The sequence below is a fragment of the Streptomyces sp. A5-4 genome (assembly GCF_051131715.1).
In the GTDB taxonomy this organism is placed as follows: domain Bacteria; phylum Actinomycetota; class Actinomycetes; order Streptomycetales; family Streptomycetaceae; genus Streptomyces.
The window spans coordinates 3,345,770-3,364,103 of sequence record NZ_CP178591.1 but is presented as its reverse complement, the minus strand read 5'-3'; the positions used below and the strand labels follow the sequence as shown (position 1 = coordinate 3,364,103).

Annotated in this window: 17 protein-coding genes; 7 read left to right on the top strand and 10 right to left on the bottom strand. The window is 72.2% G+C overall.

Going from position 1 to position 18,334, the window contains the following annotated elements; translation table 11 throughout:
* Positions 1-356 precede the first annotated feature (356 nt).
* A complete protein-coding gene (locus ACLLJJ_RS15370; protein WP_434600431.1) occupies positions 357-1,565 on the top strand; it encodes a glycosyltransferase 87 family protein in 1,209 nt (402 codons plus the stop codon).
* Between the two features lie 40 nt (positions 1,566-1,605).
* Here ACLLJJ_RS15370 and ACLLJJ_RS15365 read toward each other — a convergent pair whose 3' ends face one another.
* Positions 1,606-3,258: a DNA repair helicase XPB gene (locus tag ACLLJJ_RS15365; RefSeq protein ID WP_434591232.1), complete on the bottom strand. Its 1,653-nt coding sequence runs from the start codon at positions 3,256-3,258 to the stop codon at positions 1,606-1,608.
* Positions 3,259-3,406: 148 nt separating this feature from the next.
* On the opposite strand from ACLLJJ_RS15365, the gene ACLLJJ_RS15360 reads away from it, so the two are divergent.
* The gene (locus tag ACLLJJ_RS15360; protein ID WP_434591229.1) at positions 3,407-4,084 is read left to right on the top strand and encodes a VanZ family protein; all 678 of its coding nucleotides are present in this window, start codon (positions 3,407-3,409) and stop codon (positions 4,082-4,084) included.
* Positions 4,085-4,139: 55 nt separating this feature from the next.
* On the opposite strand, the gene ACLLJJ_RS15355 is transcribed toward ACLLJJ_RS15360, so the two are convergent.
* Entirely contained in the window at positions 4,140-6,818 is a 2,679-nt protein-coding gene (locus tag ACLLJJ_RS15355) for a helicase-associated domain-containing protein (protein ID WP_434591226.1), read from the bottom strand.
* Between the two features lie 203 nt (positions 6,819-7,021).
* On the opposite strand from ACLLJJ_RS15355, the gene ACLLJJ_RS15350 reads away from it, so the two are divergent.
* Both ACLLJJ_RS15350 and ACLLJJ_RS15345 read left to right on the top strand, forming a co-directional pair.
* Entirely contained in the window at positions 7,022-8,038 is a 1,017-nt protein-coding gene (locus ACLLJJ_RS15350) for a hypothetical protein (protein WP_434591224.1), read from the top strand.
* Between the two features lie 311 nt (positions 8,039-8,349).
* A complete protein-coding gene (locus tag ACLLJJ_RS15345; protein WP_434591221.1) occupies positions 8,350-8,976 on the top strand; it encodes an HAD family hydrolase in 627 nt (208 codons plus the stop codon).
* Between the two features lie 20 nt (positions 8,977-8,996).
* Here ACLLJJ_RS15345 and ACLLJJ_RS15340 read toward each other — a convergent pair whose 3' ends face one another.
* On the bottom strand, positions 8,997-9,245 hold the full coding sequence (locus tag ACLLJJ_RS15340) for a hypothetical protein (protein WP_434591218.1): 249 nt from the start codon (positions 9,243-9,245) through the stop codon (positions 8,997-8,999).
* 174 nt (positions 9,246-9,419) lie between these two features.
* Between ACLLJJ_RS15340 and ACLLJJ_RS15335 the strand changes: the two genes are divergently transcribed.
* Entirely contained in the window at positions 9,420-9,803 is a 384-nt protein-coding gene (locus ACLLJJ_RS15335) for a cold-shock protein (RefSeq protein ID WP_434591216.1), read from the top strand.
* 40 nt (positions 9,804-9,843) lie between these two features.
* On the opposite strand, the gene ACLLJJ_RS15330 is transcribed toward ACLLJJ_RS15335, so the two are convergent.
* From ACLLJJ_RS15330 to ACLLJJ_RS15320, 3 genes are all read right to left on the bottom strand, one after another.
* Positions 9,844-10,962 (bottom strand): methyltransferase domain-containing protein, encoded by a 1,119-nt coding sequence (locus ACLLJJ_RS15330; RefSeq protein ID WP_434591213.1) that lies wholly within the window; start codon positions 10,960-10,962, stop codon positions 9,844-9,846.
* A gap of 152 nt (positions 10,963-11,114) precedes the next feature.
* The gene (locus ACLLJJ_RS15325; protein ID WP_434591210.1) at positions 11,115-11,561 is read right to left on the bottom strand and encodes an ATP-binding protein; all 447 of its coding nucleotides are present in this window, start codon (positions 11,559-11,561) and stop codon (positions 11,115-11,117) included.
* Positions 11,562-11,702: 141 nt separating this feature from the next.
* Complete coding sequence (locus ACLLJJ_RS15320) at positions 11,703-12,434, bottom strand: GntR family transcriptional regulator (RefSeq protein WP_434591207.1); 732 nt, start codon at positions 12,432-12,434, stop codon at positions 11,703-11,705.
* Positions 12,435-12,533: 99 nt separating this feature from the next.
* On the opposite strand from ACLLJJ_RS15320, the gene ACLLJJ_RS15315 reads away from it, so the two are divergent.
* Complete coding sequence (locus ACLLJJ_RS15315; protein ID WP_434600430.1) at positions 12,534-13,043, top strand: GNAT family N-acetyltransferase; 510 nt, start codon at positions 12,534-12,536, stop codon at positions 13,041-13,043.
* Between the two features lie 39 nt (positions 13,044-13,082).
* Here ACLLJJ_RS15315 and ACLLJJ_RS15310 read toward each other — a convergent pair whose 3' ends face one another.
* The 4 genes from ACLLJJ_RS15310 to ACLLJJ_RS15295 form a co-directional block, all read right to left on the bottom strand.
* The gene (locus ACLLJJ_RS15310; protein WP_434591205.1) at positions 13,083-13,928 is read right to left on the bottom strand and encodes a 1,4-dihydroxy-6-naphthoate synthase; all 846 of its coding nucleotides are present in this window, start codon (positions 13,926-13,928) and stop codon (positions 13,083-13,085) included.
* Positions 13,921-14,634: a futalosine hydrolase gene (locus ACLLJJ_RS15305; RefSeq protein WP_434591202.1), complete on the bottom strand. Its 714-nt coding sequence runs from the start codon at positions 14,632-14,634 to the stop codon at positions 13,921-13,923. Before ACLLJJ_RS15305 ends, ACLLJJ_RS15310 begins: the two co-directional genes overlap by 8 nt.
* A 16-nt stretch (positions 14,635-14,650) precedes the next feature.
* The gene (locus ACLLJJ_RS15300; RefSeq protein WP_434591200.1) at positions 14,651-15,154 is read right to left on the bottom strand and encodes a DUF2771 domain-containing protein; all 504 of its coding nucleotides are present in this window, start codon (positions 15,152-15,154) and stop codon (positions 14,651-14,653) included.
* 110 nt (positions 15,155-15,264) lie between these two features.
* The gene (locus tag ACLLJJ_RS15295; protein WP_434591198.1) at positions 15,265-16,647 is read right to left on the bottom strand and encodes an MFS transporter; all 1,383 of its coding nucleotides are present in this window, start codon (positions 16,645-16,647) and stop codon (positions 15,265-15,267) included.
* A gap of 497 nt (positions 16,648-17,144) precedes the next feature.
* Here ACLLJJ_RS15295 and ACLLJJ_RS15290 point away from each other — a divergent pair, with 497 nt between their 5' ends.
* Positions 17,145-18,068, top strand: coding sequence for a DUF3027 domain-containing protein (locus ACLLJJ_RS15290; protein WP_434591195.1), 924 nt, complete (start codon positions 17,145-17,147; stop codon positions 18,066-18,068).
* Positions 18,069-18,334 lie beyond the last annotated feature (266 nt).

The window sequence follows — 18,334 nt, the reverse complement described above, 5'->3', positions numbered from 1 at the left end:
GTGCGTGAGCCCATGTCCGGCGGGACGCCTCGCGCGGCCGGCAGGTGCGTGAGCCCCGTTCGACAGACCGTGCCCCGCGCGTGCGGCAGGTGCGTGAGCCCCGTCCGGCGGGACGCCCCGCGCGTCCCACAAGTGCGTGAGCCCCGTCCGGCGGGTACGCCCCGCGCGTTCGGCAGGCGCGTGAGCGCAGGTCAGCCAGGGCACGCACCGCGCGTCCGGCAGGGCATGCCCCCGCGAGTCCGGCAGGCACGTGCCCCCGTCCGACAGGCACGCGGAATCGGGCCGTCCGACCCGCTGGTTTGCAGGGACCCCCTCGCTGATCCACTAGGGTCGCGGCCGTGGAAGACCGCAGCGTGATGACCCCCCGTTCGACGGCCGTCGCGGGCATTCTGCTCGCCGTGTCGCTGGTCGCGCTGACCGCGCTCTGCCTGTTCCAGCACATCCCGATGGCCGACACGCTCGTGTACCGGGCGGAAGGCGCAGCCGTCGCGAACGGCACCGATCTGTACGGCTTCACGGTCACCGAGTGGCAACTGCCCGCCACCTACCCGCCGTTCGCCGCGATCCTCTTCGTACCGACGACCTGGCTGCCACTGGACGTCCTCAAGGTCGTCTTCGCCGTGGGCAACGCCGCGCTCCTCGCGCTGCTGGTTCACCTCTCCTGCCGGTTCGCCCGGCTGCCGGTCCGGCCCGCGCTCGTTCTCGCGGGCACCGCCGTGGGGCTGTGGCTCGAACCCGTCTTCCAGACCATCCTTTTCGGGCAGATCAACCTCGTCCTCGTCTGCCTCGTCCTGTGGGACCTCTCCCGTACGGACGACGCCATCGGCAAGGGCTTCGGCCTCGGCATCGCGGCGGGCGTCAAGCTCACCCCCGCGATCTTCATCGTCTATCTGCTGCTCACCGGGCGGGTACGGGCCGGGCTCACCGCTCTCGCCTCGTTCATCGGCACGGTGCTGCTCGGGGCGCTCGTCCTGCCGACGGCCAGCATCGACTTCTGGACCCGGCGGATCTTCGAGACCGGGCGGGTCGGCAAGGCGTGGATCGTCGACAACCAGTCGCTCCAGGGCCTGTTCGCGCGCGTGCTGCACACCGAGGAGCCCGGCGCCGTATGGGCGGTCGCCGCGGTGCTCACCGGCGTCGCGGGGCTGTGGACCGCGCGCCGCGCGGCGGTCGGGGCGGGCCGCGAGACCTGGGGCGTGCTGGCCACCGCGGCGACGGCGCTGCTCGTCTCGCCGATCAGCTGGTCGCACCACTGGGTGTGGTGCGTGCCGCTGCTCGCCGTGCTGGTCGCGGAGGGCCGGGGCCGGATCGCCGTGGCGGTGGGTGCGGTGTTCCTCGGGCGCAGCCTGTGGCTGGTGCCGCACCAGGGGGAGCTCGATCTGCGGCTGGCGTGGTGGCAGCAGCCGGCGGCCTCGCCGTACGCGATGGTGGCGTGCGCGCTGCTGGTGTGCGTGGCCTGGCGGCTGCGGACCCGTCGGGCGGCAGCGGCCGCCGGCCTGCCGTCCCCGCGCACCGCGCCGAAGGCGGCCCCGCTGAGCCGTACGCCCGGGGCGGGCAAGGACTGACCGGCCCGCCGGGCTCCGGCGGAGGCGGGCCGCAGGGGGGTTACTTGCCGCCGTCCGCCATCAGTTCGTCCGCGTCCACGATGCGGTACGCGTAGCCCTGCTCGGCCAGGAAGCGCTGGCGGTGGGCCGCGAAGTCCTGGTCGATCGTGTCGCGCGCGACCACCGAGTAGAAGCGGGCCTCGTGCCCGTCCGCCTTCGGGCGCAGCACCCGGCCGAGGCGCTGTGCCTCCTCCTGGCGGGAGCCGAAGGTGCCCGACACCTGGATGGCGACCGTCGCCTCGGGCAGGTCGATCGAGAAGTTCGCGACCTTCGACACCACGAGCACACTGATCTCGCCCTGCCGGAACGACTCGAAGAGCTTCTCGCGCTGCGCGTTGGACGTCTCGCCCTTGATGACCGGGGCGTCCAGGTGCTCACCCAGCTCGTCGAGCTGGTCGATGTACTGGCCGATGACCAAGGTCTGCTCACCCGCGTGCTTGGCGACCAGCGCTTCCGTCACCTTCCGCTTCGTCGCGGTCGTCGCGCAGAAGCGGTACTTCTCCTCGGGCTCGGCCGTCGCGTACGCGAGCCGTTCGCTCTCCGTCAGATTGACGCGGACCTCGACACAGTCGGCGGGCGCGATGTACCCCTGTGCCTCGATCTCCTTCCACGGCGCGTCGAACCGCTTCGGACCGATGAGGGAGAAGACGTCCGACTCGCGGCCGTCCTCACGCACCAGCGTCGCGGTCAGACCGAGCCGTCGGCGCGCCTGCAGGTCCGCGGTGAACTTGAAGACGGGCGCGGGCAGCAGGTGGACCTCGTCGTAGATGATCAGGCCCCAGTCGCGCGAGTCGAAGAGCTCCAGGTGCGCGTAGACGCCCTTCCGCTTCGTGGTGAGGACCTGGTACGTCGCGATGGTCACCGGGCGGATCTCCTTGCGCGTACCGCTGTACTCGCCGATCTCCTCCTCGGTCAGCGATGTCCGCTTGACCAGCTCGTGCTTCCACTGGCGGGCCGAGACGGTGTTGGTGACGAGGATCAGGGTGGTGGCCTTGGCGACCGCCATGGCGCCAGCGCCCACCAGCGTCTTGCCCGCGCCGCAGGGCAGCACGACCACTCCGGAGCCACCGTGCCAGAAGCCCTCGACGGCCTGCTGCTGGTACGGGCGCAGGGCCCAGCCGTTCTCGGCCAGCGCGATGTCGTGGGCCTCACCGTCGACGTAACCCGCGAGGTCCTCGGCGGGCCAGCCCAGCTTCAGCAGCGTCTGCTTGATCTGGCCGCGCTCGGAGGGGTGGACGGCGACCGTGTCCCCGTCGATCCGGTTGCCGACGAGCGGCTGGACCTTCTTCGAGCGGAGGATCTCCTCCAGTACGGGGCGGTCGGTGGAGGTCAGGACCAGGCCGTGCGTGGGGTGCTTGGAGAGGGTGAGGCGGCCGTAGCGGGACATCGTCTCGGCGATGTCGACGAGGAGCGCGTGCGGGACGGGGTAGCGGGAGTACTCGACGAGCGCGTCGACGACCTGCTCCGCGTCGTGGCCCGCGGCGCGTGCGTTCCACAGGCCGAGCGGGGTCAGCCGGTAGGTGTGGATGTGCTCGGGCGCGCGCTCCAGCTCGGCGAAGGGCGCGATGGCCCGGCGGCAGGCGCCGGACTGCTCGTGCTCGACTTCCAGCAGGAGGGTCTTGTCGCTCTGGACGATGAGGGGTCCTGAATTCACGCGCGCCTCGGCCCTTTCTGCGGTGGTTCGGCCTGAGCGGCCAAACGTCCAGTGTGCCGTACCGCGTGCGATGTGGGTCGCGTGTGCGTGCCGCATACGGCTCGGGCCGACCCGAGTGACCCGGCCGGGCCGGGGTACGTGGAACGCCATGACATCCGAAGTCGGTACTCGTGCCACCTGGGGTCAGGCCATGCTGCGGGCGCTCGCCGTGGCGTTGGCTTTCCTTGGACTGGTTCTTTTCTCGGCGGCTCTGGCGCGGCTCACGCTCGCCCCGTCGCACGCCTCCGAAAGCCTTGTCACCACCAACTTGCGCCCTGGTGCGTCGTTGCGGCAGTACGCGGAGGACTACACGTTCCTCGCGGCCTGCAAGCAGATCGGCGGCAACCTGGTGCTCGGCATGCCCTTCGGCATGCTGCTGCCGGTCCTGGTGCCGCGCTCGCTGCGGCTGATCCGGGTGGTCGTTTTCACCGTGGTGGTGATGATCCTCGTGGAGCTGGCACAGGGCGCGATCGTGGCGGGCCGTGCCTTCGACATCGACGACGTGATCCTGAACACGACGGGCGCGTTGATCGGTTATGTGCTGCTCGGGCGGCGGCTGGGGCGGATCGCCCGGACGCGCCGGGGCGGGACGAAGCCGGTGGCCGGGACGGAGCCGGACGAGCGGAAGCCGGGCGAGAAGAAGCCGGGGGAGAAGCCGAGGACGGGGAAGCCCGGCACGAAGATGCCGTGGGCGAGGAAGCCCTGGGGGAAGAAGCCCTGGGCGAGGAAGCCCGGCGCGAAGGTGGGCGCGAAGGTGGGCGCGAAGGTTCGGGCGGACAAGGCTTAGCCGCTGCGCGGGGCTGTTCCCCGCCCCGCCGGGGGCGCCCCCGCCCCGGTCCGGTCTACGGCACGTCCGCCAGCTCCGCCACACCCGTGATCCGGTGCAGCGGATACGTGCGGACCTCGTCCGCGGTGTGGTCGTACGCCGTCACGAACCCGCCCTCGACCCGCACCGGAGCGATGACCCGCTGACTCGCAGCCCCGTCCGCGTTGACGTAGCCGATCCACACCGCGGACCCGGTGAGCGCCGCCGCCTGGACGGTGGCCAGGGTCTCGGCGGACGTGGTGCGGGGCAGGACTCCGCCGCCCGTGGCGGCGCCGATGTCGGGGCTGCCCGTGCCCGCTTCGGCCGCCACCGCCGGGCTGACCTTGCGTACCGCGGTCGACGCCATGTCCCCGGCCCGGATCGCCCGCAGCGCGGCGCCCAGCAGCGTGTCGTCGGGGGTCGGCGGGCCCTCGGGGACGGGCACCGGCGCCGTGCGCGGCGGGGTGCGGTACGCGTCGGCGCGGGTGATCATCACGTCGCCGGACACGGACTCCGCGGCGGGCGCGAAGCCCATCGCGCGCAGACCGTCGAGGAGCGTCACCGGGTCGGTCTGCGCGGCCAGCACGGTGGGGGCGAGCCGGCGCAGCCCCAGCGGCTGCGACCGCTTGTCGGCGAGGATCTCGCCCAGCATCGCGTCGTCGTCGCAGCGCACATACGCGCAGGCCGAACCGACCCGCAGATGCCCATGCTTCCTCGCCACGTCGTCGATGAGGTAGCTGAGCGGCTGCGGCACCGGCGTACGGCTGTGGTCGGTCAGGAAGGTGTGCAGGTCGGACGCGGTCAGCCCGGCGTCGAGCGCACGGCGTACGGACGCGGGCGTGAACCGGTAGACGGTCGCCCCGCCCTTCGACTCGACGTCCGCGAGCACCCCGAGCGTCTCGGCCAGCGGCCGTTGGAGGGGGCCGGGCGCGACGGCGGTGAGGTCGGCCTGCAGGAGTACGTGGTCCAGCGGCATGGGGATGAGCGGCGCGAGGAGATCGGCGGCGCGTACGGCCGCCGCGGCGGTCTCGGCCGCGGAGTTCTGCGCGGGTGTTCGCGCGGCGGCGCCCGCCTGCCCGAGTGCCTGCCCGACGGACTGAGCCGGGGGGCGGCCGGTGGACTGGGCGGGGGCGCGACCGGCGGCCCGCACCGCACCCCGCGCCGCGGCACCCGGCGCGGCGCCCTCGGCCGTGGTGGCATGTCCGAGCAGCGCACGGCCGTGGCCGGACAGCGCGCCGCGGCCCGTGAAGCCGATGAGCTCGGCCTCGTTGAGGGTCCACAGCGCCATCCGGGAGCGCAGGTCGCCGCTGGTGTTCGCGGACACGCCGCCCTGGGCCGACTGCGCGTTCGCGGCCCGCAGCGGACGCTCCCAGCGCAGCCGGGCCAGCACCGTCTCGGGCGCGGGCGCGGCGGCCTCGGGGAGCGAGGCGAGCAGGTCGAGCACACGGCGGCGCACCTCGGGGGCCGCCGAACGGTCCAGCTCGGGGCCGAGCGCGGCGAGCGCGCGGCCCTTCGCGTCCTGGCCGCCGATCAGACCCGCGGTGCGGGTCGCGTACAGCCAGGCCGATGCGATGCGCGTCCAGCGGTCCTGCGGAGGGAGGCCGAGCCACTCGTCGTACGCGGGGGTCGCGGCGTACCGTTCGTCGGCCTCGCCGTCGGGGGCCAACAAGCCCGCCGCGTAGGCGAGTTCGACCCAGAAGGCGGCCATCGGCTCCGGCATGGACAGCGCTGCGGCGGTCCGCTTGAGGTCGCGGACGCTCAGGCCGCCGGAGCGCATGACGGCGGGGCCGCCCTCGTTCCAGTCCTTGAGCAGGTCCTCGACGGTCGACAGCGCGGCGTACGCCTGACCGGCGGCCGTGCCGTCCACAACCTGTGGACGGTATGCGGCGGCGGCCACCACGGCGGGCGGCGCGGGCTCGGCCGAGCGGTGCGCGCGCCCGCCCCGCATGTGCAGCGCGGCCTCGCGCGGCAGAACGACCGTGCGCGGGCTGGTGGGCAGCAGCAGACCCCGGTCGCGCAGCCACCGTACGGGCGGCGTCGGGTCGGAGGTGACCTCGCCGTACGGCGGGCCCCAGACCAGCCGCTCCAGCACCATCAGGGCCTCGGGCGGCGCCGTGTCGAGCAGCGCCGACATCCGGTCCCGGTCGGTGAACAGCGAGGTCAGGGCGCTGATCGCGGACACCGGGTCATGCGTGGTGGGCAGCCCGGCGGCGGCCATGATCTCCTGCAGCCGGGTCGGCGACATGCCCGTCCCCGCGGTCGCCTCGGCGACGGTCGGGCCCAGACCGGTGGGGGACGGGTGCGTCGGCGACGGCGCGAGGAGTTCGCGGGCGGTACGCACCAGCCGCAGCCGGTCGTTCGCCCCCCACAACAGTGCCTGCTCACGCAGCGTGGCCACCGCGACCGGCACCGCGTCGGCGATCCGGGGATCGCCCTCGTCGCCGGTCATCAAGTCGCGGAGGGTCTCGTACGGGGCCGGGTCAGGGGACACGGCGAGCGCCTCGGCGGTCTGCAGCGTGAACCGGTCGAGCCGCTCCAGGGCACGCACCACGGAGGCGCGGGTGGCGGCCCGGGTGGCGAGCTGGCTCAGGTCGTTCGGTACCGGCGACAGCAGGTCCGGGCGGGCCCGCAGCAGCGCGGCGAGGGAAGCGTCGGAGCGGGGGCGCAGGGCTTCCGCGAGAGTGCGGGGTGCCGAGACGGGTGCGGAAGTGGGCATGGGCGTGGCAGTACCTTGCGTAGTGCTGGTCGCGCCGGCGCCGGACTTCGGGGCCTCCGCGCGGCTGCGTGGTGGCGTAGTGCCTGTTCCTTCGGACACGTGCGCCTCCCGGTTGCGCTCGCTGGTCCCCATCCGCCCCACGTTAGCCGGTGTGGCGCTACGGTCGGTGCAGGGCAGATGGAGGGTGAGGGGACGGACCGCCGGTGGGGATCGAGAGCGATCAGCTCGTCTACGACTTTCTGAGCCGGGTCGGCGACCTGGCGCAGCAACATCAGCTGCCCTCGGGGACACGGATGCGGTTGGTGGCGACCCTGCGTGACCAGATCGACCACCAGCGCTCGAAGCATGGCACGGACAACCCCGCCACGGTGCGGCGGATCATCGGCAGAATGGGATCCCCCGGCGAGCTCGTGCAGGCCGCGTCGTCCGGGACCCTGCCCGGACCTGCGACGAAGCCGGTCGCGCTGCCGGAGCAGCGGGACAAGCAGTCGGGCCGGGCGGGGCGTGTTGGACGGCCACGCCGGATTCCCCGGCCGCGGGGGACGGCGGACACGGACCGGCCCGTGGAGTCGGCGCCGTCGACCGCCGCTTCGCCGCCGCACCTCGCAGGCACCGACGAGCTCGGCCCGCAGGGCAGCGAGCCCGACTGGTGGCGGGTCGAACCGGGTCCGTTCGGAGCGGGCATCTCGGTGCCCGGATTCGTTGGCGGCGTGGAGATCCCCGAAATACTCAAGCCGCCGCCCGAAGAGGACGACGAGGGCGATGAGGACGCGGACGGCGACCCCGAGGACGAGGACGACGCAGCGGACGCGGACGACGTCCCGCGCCGCCGTCCGAGGTTCCGGCGCCGCAGGGCCGTGGTCGTCACCGACGCCGAGGTGCTGCGCCCGCGCGCGAACGTCCTGCTCCTGACGGCCGCCGCCCTGCTCGTCGTCGGCGCCGCCATCGGCAACCCGATCGTGCTCGGCGGCGGCTGGCTGCTCGCCTACGCCTCGCGCAGGATCAGCCGCGCCGAGGCGAAGTGGATCGTGCTCGGCCTGCCGGGCCTGGTCGCCGCGGGCGGTGTGCTCTGGCTGTGGGGCCGGTTCGACGGGCGGTGGGGCGAGCCGATCGCCAAGGACGCGATGGGCGCGGCGCTTTCGGAGACGTGGCCGGTGGTCCTGCGGGCCGCGGCGGTCGCCTCCGCGCTGTACCTGGTGTGGCGGGCGCGGAGGCGGTAGCGGGGAGCGGGTCGCCTGCGGCGCTGTCCCCTGCCCGCCCCTTCCTGAAGCTGGGGCTCCGCCCCAGACCCCCGGTCCTCCGCCCCAGACCCCGACTTCGGTCGGCGGGATGGTCCGCGCCCCGACGGTGAGGCTCAGCAGGACCGAGAGCAGCAGGGCCACCACGGCCACGGCGGTCCAGCCGGTGCGACGGGTCACCAGAGTGCGTCGGGGGTGGGTGGCGGCTTGCATCTGACCCAACCCGAAGGGTGGTGGGCTTGGCTAAGTCTACGGGCGGGGGGCCGGTCGCCAGGGTCGGCACAATAACTCTCATGGTTCCCAGGACAACGCTTCCCGCGACGGTCGGATTCGACCTCGACATGACACTGATCGACTCCCGGCCCGGCATCAGGGCCGCCTACCTGGCACTCTCCGAGGAGACCGGGGTGCACATCGACGCGGATCTCGCGGTCACCCGGCTCGGGCCGCCGCTGGAGCAGGAGATGGCGCACTGGTTCCCCAACGAGCGGATCCCGGAGATGGTCGAGCGCTACCGCGAGATCTACCCGGCGTACGCGATCGCGCCGACCCCCGCGATGGCGGGCGCGCGGGAGGCGGTGGCGGCGGTGCGGGCCTCGGGCGGGCGGGCGATCGTCGTCACGGCGAAGCACGAGCCGAACGCCAAGCTCCACCTGGAGCACCTGGGCATCGAGCCGGACGCGGTCGTCGGCTGGCTGTGGGCGGAGGCCAAGGCGGAGGCGCTGCGCGAGCACGGCGCTTCCGTGTACGTCGGCGACCACACGGGGGACGTGCGCGGGGCGCACACGGCGGACGCGCTGGCGGTGGCGGTACCGACCGGGCCCTGCACGGCGGACGAACTGCGCGCGGCGGGCGCGGACGTGGTCCTGCCGGACCTCGTGGCGTTCCCGGCCTGGCTGCGCGGCCACGGCGCGGCTTAACGCACGTCCTGCTCCGCGTCCTACTGCACGGCGCGGGCCTGACGCCGCTGCACGGAGATCGACCGCAGCACCCCGGCCGCGGCGATGACGAAGCCGAGACCCATCAGCATGCACACGGCGTACGCGACGGGCGGGAACGGGTCCGTGCCCAGGAACAGCGGGGCCACTGTGACCAGTGTGGCCAGTGCGCCGATGAAGAAAACGATCGCGCCGACCCGGACCAGCCGGTCGCCTGAGTCGGCCTTGGCCGACGGGGTTTCATTACTCACCCGGCCAGGGTAGTTCCCTGCCCGGAGGAACAATCCGGCGACGTCTTGTCACCGGCCTCCGGACCATTAGCCTTGGTGGGAGCGGGTCTTGCGACCCGCTGTACTGCTATCCAGAGCCGTTTTCCCGTTTCCCGGTTCGGCCGGGACCCGACGAGTACGAGGACGAGGACAGACGTGCCTAGCGGCAAGGTCAAGTGGTTCAACAGCGAGAAGGGCTTCGGCTTCCTCTCCCGCGACGACGGCGGCGACGTCTTCGTCCACTCGTCGGTGCTCCCTGCCGGAGTCGACGCCCTGAAGCCCGGCCAGCGCGTCGAATTCGGCGTCGTGGCGGGCCAGCGCGGTGACCAGGCGCTATCGGTCTCGATCCTCGACCCGACCCCTTCGGTCGCCGCGGCCCAGCGCCGCAAGCCGGACGAGCTGGCGTCGATCGTGCAGGACCTGACGACGCTCTTGGAGAACATCACGCCGATGCTGGAGCGCGGCCGATACCCGGACAAGGCGGCGGGCAAGCAGATCGCGGGCCTGCTGAGAGCGGTGGCGGACCAGCTGGACGTGTGACGCCGGGTCCTCCCGCGCCGGCCCGGCGCGGCGCGGGAAATCAGCGGTGGATGCCGTCCCCCATGGGGGACACGATCGCCTCCGGCCGGTGCGTCCAGGTGTGCTGACCCCGGGGTGTGACGGTGAGGCCGAAACTTCCGGCGTCGGGGCTGCCGATGGCGACGTACTCGCGATGTACGACCTCGATCTCCGTCCACAGGTCGCGCGGACCGTACTGCCAGACGTTTTCGCCCGTCGCGGTGGACGTCGCGGACCCGTCCTGGCCGCGTGCCCACACGTGAACGGTGCCGTCGGTCCGGGTGTGCCGCATCCAGACACCCGGCAGGCGGGCCCCGGCGTACAGGGCGAAACCCAGAGACAGCAGTTCCTCGGGGTCCAGGCCGGCGCTACGGGAGCGCGCTGTGGAGGAGTCGACCTCTACGGCTGCCGCCGTCCGCTGAGAGCGCATCGGCATGTACGAGGCCCCGCCCTGGAAGCGCCCCCGTGCCCGTCCGTCCGCCTGGACGGTGAGCTGGACCAGGGCGCCGCTCCAGAAGTCGCGGTACAGCGGGGCCACGATGGTGCCGCCGGGCCGGACCTGCTCCACGAACGCGTACGGCACATGCCGGAGTGAGCAGGTGGAGATGAGCCGGTCGAAGGGTGCCTTCTGCGGCCAGCCCTCCTCTCCGTCACCGAGCCGGAGGTTCGGCGCGTACCCGATCGCGCGCAGGTGCTCGGCCGCCATGGCAGCCATGAACGGGTCGATCTCGACGCTGTGGACGTTGTGATCCCCGAGGCGCTCGGCCAGCAGAGCCGCCACGTGCCCTGATGCCGTGCCGATCTCCAGAACCCGGTCATCGTGCTCGACCTGGAGAAGGTCGAGCATTTTGGCGACCATGGACGGCATCGAGTTGGACGAGGTGGCCACGCCCGGCCCGTCCTCCTTCCCGTCGTCCACCTGAATGACCACCGGCTCGTCACTACTGACGAGGTCACACCAGTCGTCGTACGTCTCGACGGGCTCGCACCGTTCCGGGCCCTGCCGCCAGATCTCGCGCGGCACGAAGCGGTGACGCGGCAGCTTCTCCCACACCTGCCGCCAGGGCGGGGGCAGGAGGCCGCGCTCGTCCAGTGACCGGACGAGGGAGGCGTGACCTTCCTGTGCTCGCGGAGGGATCACTTCTTGGGCCCCGACCCGTCAGGACTCGGCTCGGATGGGCTCGGTGGAGTCCACGGCTTGTCGGAGGGCGGACCACTGTGCTTTCCGCTGTCGGTCATGGGAAGTCTCCTTCGCTGGTGCGGTTATGGGTTACCCCTCGCGAGGGACGGGAGTCAGGGCGGGCCGTCGCACTTCAACTCGCCCCAGACCTGCTTGCCCCAGCGGTGCAGGTCCGTCCCCCACCGCTCGGTCAGGGCGTCGACCATCAGAAGCCCCCGGCCCCGGAGTTGGTAGCCGTCGGAGTCCGTCCGCATGTGCGGGATGGCGCGGGAACGATCCATGACACCGATGTGGATGTACTCGTCGGAAGGCCGCGAGACGATGACCCTGATCGAGCCGAAACCGGCGTGGTCGACCGCGTTGGAAACCAGCTCGGTGATGATCAGCACGGCGTCCTCGACGAGCCCGTCCTGGCCCCAGGCAGCCAGTGCGTTACGCGCCAACCGACGGGCCACTCCCGCACTCTCGGGCTCACGAGGCAGCGTCTGGGAGTAACCGGGGTGGCCTGTGGGGCGTGGCGTAGCAGTAAGGGCATCGCGCTGACTGACCTCTTTGGGCATGGTGTCCCCTGGGGCTACTGTCGGCGTTCCCCACGGAACGCTCCGTAGCGGAATGGTCCACCGGTGGACCAGTCAGGTCAAGAGGTATACACGAAAGAGCCCCCGCCAACGGTGGGGGCTCATGCGGGAGTTGACGGACGTTCAGCTGGTCATCGAATATTCTTCCGTCCGCGACCAGCGGCCTGACGGGGTGATGCCGACCTCGTACGTCAGTGCACGGCCCTCGGCGTCGTAGGCCACGTGACGAGCCTCGGCGACGGCAGCCGGCCCGTCCAGCCGCAACAACCCCAGCTCCTCGTCCGTGGCCAGTCGGGAAGTCCACCAGTCGCGGCCGGTGTGCGGACGCCGCTGGGTCTGCAATTCCACGTAACGTGTGGTGCCCTCACGAATCCGCTCACGCCGGAGCAGCCGGGGAGCCGCTTCCGCGACATCGGCGGCGAACCACGAGAATGAGGTGGCGGTGGGCGTCTCGCCCTCGAAGGTGACGCGGTGGCGCCGGACGACGTTCTCGCCCACCTCGATGCCGAGCCCCGTGGCCACTTCCTGCGGAGCAGCGACCATCTCGGCGGACACGATCTCCGCGTACTCGCCAGCCGTGTAGATGTTGCCGGTGGCGATCGAGGTCGCGTACCGCTCGCCTGCCGTACGGGCCAGCGGAGTCCGCTCCTTGACGATGGAGCCCGTACCTTGCCGGGTCTCCACGAGCCCTTCCTGGCGGAGGACGTCCAGCGCCTTGACGACGGTGCTGCGCGAGACGTTCCAGCGCTCCGTCAGCTCCCGCTCGGAAGGCAAGCTCTGTCCCGCCGCGAGTTCGCCGCGCACCATCCTGCCGCGCAAGTCACCTGCGATCTGGTCGTACTTGGGCAGTGCCATTGCTTCTTCCCCTGACTAGTGGACTGGTCCAGTAGTCATGCTGGGGGCGGCGCCGCCAGAGGTCAACCCGAAACGCGAAAGAGTGCTCGCGTCTGTGTCCTGCCAAAATGCTGGGAGGTTCTGACCGCCAATCACGCCGGTGCTTATGCGGACGCGATGGATGACGAGTTCAACCAGCGCTTCCCCTGGTTCGTCGACCACTGGGGTGGGAGCCCGGACTTCGCCTGTGTGATCGCCTACGACGGTGACGAAGCCGTGGGCTTCGCGTACGGAGCCCCGGCGACTCCCCAGCGCGAGTGGTGGCGCGAGCACCTCGCCGCCGCGCCGGACAACAGCCGGACGTTCGCCTACTCCGAGCTGGCGGTCTGTACGAAGTGGCGGAAGACCGGAACGGCCGAGCGGCTCACCCGAGCGCTGCTCGACCGCCGGGCCGAGGACCTCGCCGTCCTCCTGGTCGACACGGAGCACCCCAGGGTGCGGGCCCTGTATGAGTCGTGGGGGTTCCACAAGGTGGGCGGGCGTCAGCCCTTCCCGGACTCTCCGGTGTTCGCCGTGATGCTGGCCGAACTGCCACTGCGCCGAGCTGGAGAGACCATGAGGGACGGGTAAGTGCTGGTGCACGCGCCCCCGGTCCTGAAAACGACCCGCCTAGACGAAGGCCAGCGCGGCAGGACCCAGCGCCGGGACCAGGCCTTCGGCCGCCGCCCGTGTCAGCAGTCCGCGCACCGCCGCGTAGCCGTCCTCGCCGAGATCCGCCGTGAACTCGTTGACGTACAGCCCGATGTGCTGGTCGGCCACGGCCGGGTCCATCTCCTGGGCGTGCCCCAGGACGTACGGGCGTGACGCCTCCGGGTTCTCCCAGGCCATTCGCACCGAGGTACGTACGGATTCGGCCAAAGTCCGCAGGCGTTCCGTGCCCAGGGACCGCTTGGCGATGATCGCGCCGAGCGGGATCGGCAGGCCGGTGGTGGCCTCCCAGTGCTCACCCATGTCGGCGAGCGAGTGCAGCCCGTACTCCTGGTAGGTGAAGCGCGCCTCGTGGATGACCAGGCCCGCGTCGATCCTGCCGTCGCGGACCGCGGGCATGATCTCGTGGAAGGGCATGACGACGATCTCGCCGACGCCGCCGGGCACCGCCTCCGCCGCCCACAGCCGGAACAGCAGATACGCCGTCGAGCGTTCGCTCGGCACGGCGACCCGCTTGTCCGTCAGGTCGACGCCGGGCTCGCGGGTCAGGACCAGCGGCCCGCAGCCGCGCCCGAGCGCCCCGCCGCAGGGCAGCAGCGCGTACTCCTCAAGGACCCACGGCAGCACCGCGTACGACACCTTCAGCACGTCGAACTCGCCGCGTTCCGCCATGCCGTTGGTGATGTCGATGTCCGCGAAGGTCACATCCAGCGCGGGCGCGCCCGGCACCCGGCCGTGCGCCAGGGCGTCGAAGGCGAAGGTGTCGTTGGGGCAGGGGGAGTAGGCGATCTGCAACGCGTCAGTCATGGTCTTCCCAACGTTCGAGTACGGGCACGAGCTTCCCGAACGCCGCGCCGAGCGCGGCCAGGGCCGGCCCGATGCGCCAGGCCGCCCGGTCGCGCGGCCCCACGGCGTTGGACACCGCGCGGATCTCCAGGACGGGCACCCCGTGCAGTGCGGCGGCCTCGGCGACCCCGAAGCCCTCCATCGCCTCGACGGCGGCGCGCGGGTGCCTGGCGCGCAGTTCGGCGGTGCGGGCGGCGGAGCCGGTCACGGTGGAGACGGTCAGTACCGTGCCGGTGATCGCGCCGGTGACATCGGCCACCGCCCGTACCAGCGCGGCCGGTGGCAGGTGCTCCACGGTCCCGAAGCCGAGCCCGGTCACCGGGACGTAGCCCTCGGGGGTCTCGGCGCCCAGATCGGCCGCCACGATCGCGTCCGCGACCACGACGGAGCCGAGCGGCGCCACGGCCGGGAACCCGCCGCCGATACCGGCGGAGATCACCAGCGCGTACGCGTGCCTGGTCAGCGCGGTCGCGGCTCCGGCGGCAGCCGCCGCGGGCCCGACACCCGCGGCGATCACATCGAGCAGGACGTCACCGGCCACGACGGGCGTGGGCGCGTCGGGCGCGGTGGCATCGATCGGGGTGGCATCCGGCGCCGCATCGGGGCGCCACGCGCGCGTGACCGCGTCCCGCTCGGCGGGGACCGCGGTCACGACAAGTACACGCATCAGGGGGTGCTCCCGGTCAGGAGGACTTCTCCAGCTTGAAGTGCCAGATGCCGGTGAGCTTCTTGCCCGACGTCTCGACGACGCTGACCTGGGCGTCCTTGGGCGCCGGCGGCATCGGGGCACCCGGCTGGGCCTGCTGCTGCGGGGTGAAGAAGGCGCTGCCCGGGATGGTCCGGTAGCTGTTCTTGTACGGCTCCTGCTCGGCGGGCTGGCCGTTGATGAAGAGCGTCCAGCCGTGGTCGGCGATGTCCGGGTCGACGCCGAAGCGGACCTTGTCGTCCATGCCGACCTTGATGGTCTTCTCGGCCTTCTTGGTCAAGCAGCCCTGGAGCAGGGACTCCTTGACCGCGTCGCCGTCGTTGTAGCAGTTCGCCTCGGTATTCACCGAGTTGGAGCCGACCGTCACGGTCGCGATCGGCGTCGGCTTGTCGCAGGCGGACAGGACAAGGAGTCCGGCGGAAACGGCACCGAGGACGGCGGCGGTGCGGCGGCCCTTACCGGAAAGAAGCGCAACGGTCATGGGCCGAAGGCTATCGGGCGGCCGTGCTCTCGCGACGCGGGGGTGCGGCGTGCCGCGCCGCGCTGTACGAATCCGCCCCACCCGCGCGCTCCGGAGCGCCGCCCGCCGTCTCACGCGACGCGGGGCCGCGCCTGACCGCGGCTGGCGGCGGACAGCAGCCCACGTACGGACAGCGCCGCCCCTGTCGCGATCAGCCCCGCCGCGACCGACATGCCCAGGACGCCGTTGAGCGGCAGCGCGATGCCGATGGCACCGCCCACCACCCAGGCCATCTGGAGCAGCGTCTCCGACCTGGCGAACGCGGACGTACGCACCTCCTCGGGCACGTCGCGCTGGATCAGCGCGTCCAGCGAGAGCTTCGCCAGCGCCTGGCACAGGCCCGCCGTCGCGCCGAGCACCGCCACCATCAGCCCACCGAAGAGCAGCGCCGCGCAGATGGCCACGCCCAGCGTCACCGCCAGCACGGTCGCGATGATCAGCTCGGGGCCACGGGACTTGAGCCCGGCACCTATGGCCGTGCCGCAGGCGTTGCCCACGCCCGCCGAGACGCCGACGACCGCCAGGGACACGGCGGCGCTCTGCCCGGACAGCGGATGCTGGCGCAGCAGGAACGCCAGGAAGAAGATCAGGAACCCGGAGAGGCCGCGCAGCGCCGCGTTCGCCTGCAGCCCGTGCAGTACGGAGGGCCCCACGGTGCGCAGGCCGGGCCGGCGCGGCGCGTGCCCGTGCTCCAGGAGCATCGCCTTGCGCTCGCCCTTCGACGAGTCGACCTTGTGCGGCATGGTGAACGCCAGGAACGTACCCACTATGAACAGGGCGAACGCCCCGTACAGCGGCCACGCGGGCCCGAGCTGCTGGAGCCCGATGCCGACGGGCGCCGCCGCGCCCGTCGCCAGCAGCCCGGCGAGGGTCACCCGGGAATTCGCCTTCACCAGGGAGAACCGTGGTGGCAGGAGGCGCGGTACGACGGCGCTGCGCACCACGCCGTACGCCTTCGACGACACCAGGACGCCCAGCGCCGCCGGATAGAGCTCCAGGCCGCCCGTCGCCACCGCGCCCGACATCGTCAGCGCGAGCAGCGCGCGCGCCAGCATCGCCCCGGCCATCGCCGCCCTGCGGCCGTGCGGGATGCGGTCCAGGAGGGGGCCGATCACCGGGGCGAGCAGAGCGAAGGGCGCCATGGTGACGGCGAGGTAGAGCGCGACGCGGCCGCGTGCCTCGTCCGTGGGTACGGAGAAGAAGACGGTGGACGCCAGGGCGATGGTGATCATGACGTCGCCCGCGCCGTTCACGGCGTGCAGCTCGATCAGTTTTCCGAGACCCGACTCGCCCGCGCCGTGCGCGTGCGTCGCCCGGCGCAGCCCCTTCGCCGTACCGGTGAAGGGCAGGTGCAGGACACGACCCACCGACCGGCCCGCTCGGCGCAGTGGACCGGATCCGTCGGACCGATTTGCGGCAACCACTCCGTCATAGTGCCCCAAGCTCCCCGGCATGAACGGCAATACGGCGCACCGGATGCGGCGAGCCGGACGCACTGCCCCGAATGCGCGACCGCTGGGCCGGGCCGCGGAAGTCGCCCAAGCGGCGCAATGGCGCAAAATCGTCTGTTCCGGGCCCGGCGGTCGGGCGTCTTTCGGTTTTTCGTCGTGCTGTCGGCGAGGTGTTCGGACGGGGGTTTCGTCCGGGCATTCCGGGCACTCGCGGGCTTTCCTGGGCCCGATGTCCGGTAATGGCGGCGTGCGTGTGGGCGGCGGGCGGCGGAGGGGGTAGCGTGCGTAGCGCGCCACCGGCGGTTGTCCTCGGCCGCGCGCCTCTCCGTCATCCCGCAGAATGGGTGACAGAAAGTGCGCCCGAGACCGAGACAGGTCGGGCGCGGACGTCGACGCGGCCCTCCGGTCCGCTCCGCCCGCGGCCCGCACCTCGTATCTCGTACCTCGTACGGGCATCCGTTGGCGCACCCGTGAGACGGCGTAGGAGAGAAGCGAGACCTGTGAGTGCTGCGACGACGCGAAGCCGAACCCCTGACCGCCTGTGCGCCGAGGCGGTAGACCTCGCCCGTGAGGCCGCCGAGGAGGCTGCCTTCCCCGGTGTGGTGGGCGAGCACCTCTCCTTCCTCGCGGAGGGTGACCGGGTCGTCACCCACCTCTTCGAGGCAAAGGAACCGGGATACCGGGGCTGGCACTGGGCGGTGACCGTGGCCCGCGCGTCCCGCGCGAAGCTCGTCACCGTCAATGAGTCCGTCCTGCTGCCCGGCACCGACTCCCTCCTCGCCCCCGAGTGGGTGCCGTGGAGCGAGCGGCTGCGGCCCGGCGACATGGGCCCCGGCGATCTGCTGCCCACCGAGGCGGAGGATCTGCGCCTGGAGCCCGGTTACACGGGCGACGACGCCCCGCCGCCGGACTCGCCCGTCTCCGAGGAGATGGCCGAGCTCGTCGAGGCGGAGGACGCCGAGGTCGAGGGCGGTTCACCCGCCACCCTGCCGCTGGTGCCGACCCGTGGCTCCATCGCGGCGGTCGCCGAAGAGCTGGGGATGCGGCGCGCCCGCGTCCTGTCGCGCTACGGGCTGCACATCGCGGCCGACCGCTGGGAAGAGGCGTACGGCGCGAAGACGCCGATGGCGCAGGCCGCGCCCGCGACGTGTGTGTCGTGTGCGTTCCTGGTGCCGCTGGCCGGGTCGTTGCGGCAGGCGTTCGGGGTGTGCGCGAACGAGTTCTCGCCGGCGGACGGGCGAGTGGTGTCCCTGGCGTACGGCTGCGGGGGGCACTCGGAGGCCGCGGTCATGCCGACGCCGCTGCGGCCGGTGCATGTGCTGGACTCGATGGGGGCGGACGCGTTCACGCTCCGCCCGGACCCGGAGGGCGGTTCGGTGTCCGAGACCCCGGACGCGCCTTCGGAGGAGCTGGGCCACTCCTGAGGGTGTAGGTGGGGCGAGGCTGTTCCCCTGCCCGCCCCTCTTCGAAGTCCTCGAACGCCGGACGGGCTGATGTATTCAGCCCGTCCGGCGTTGAGGACGCGCCCGCAGGGCGTCCCGGCGCTCGCCCTCAGTTTCGGGACGGGGCGAGGTGGGGAGCAGCGCCGCAGGCAACCCGCACCCGCCCGCGTGTCCGCACCCCAGCCCCACCCCCACCCCGCGCGATACGTTCGGGCGCACATCGTGAACCGGCAGCAGAAGCGGAGACA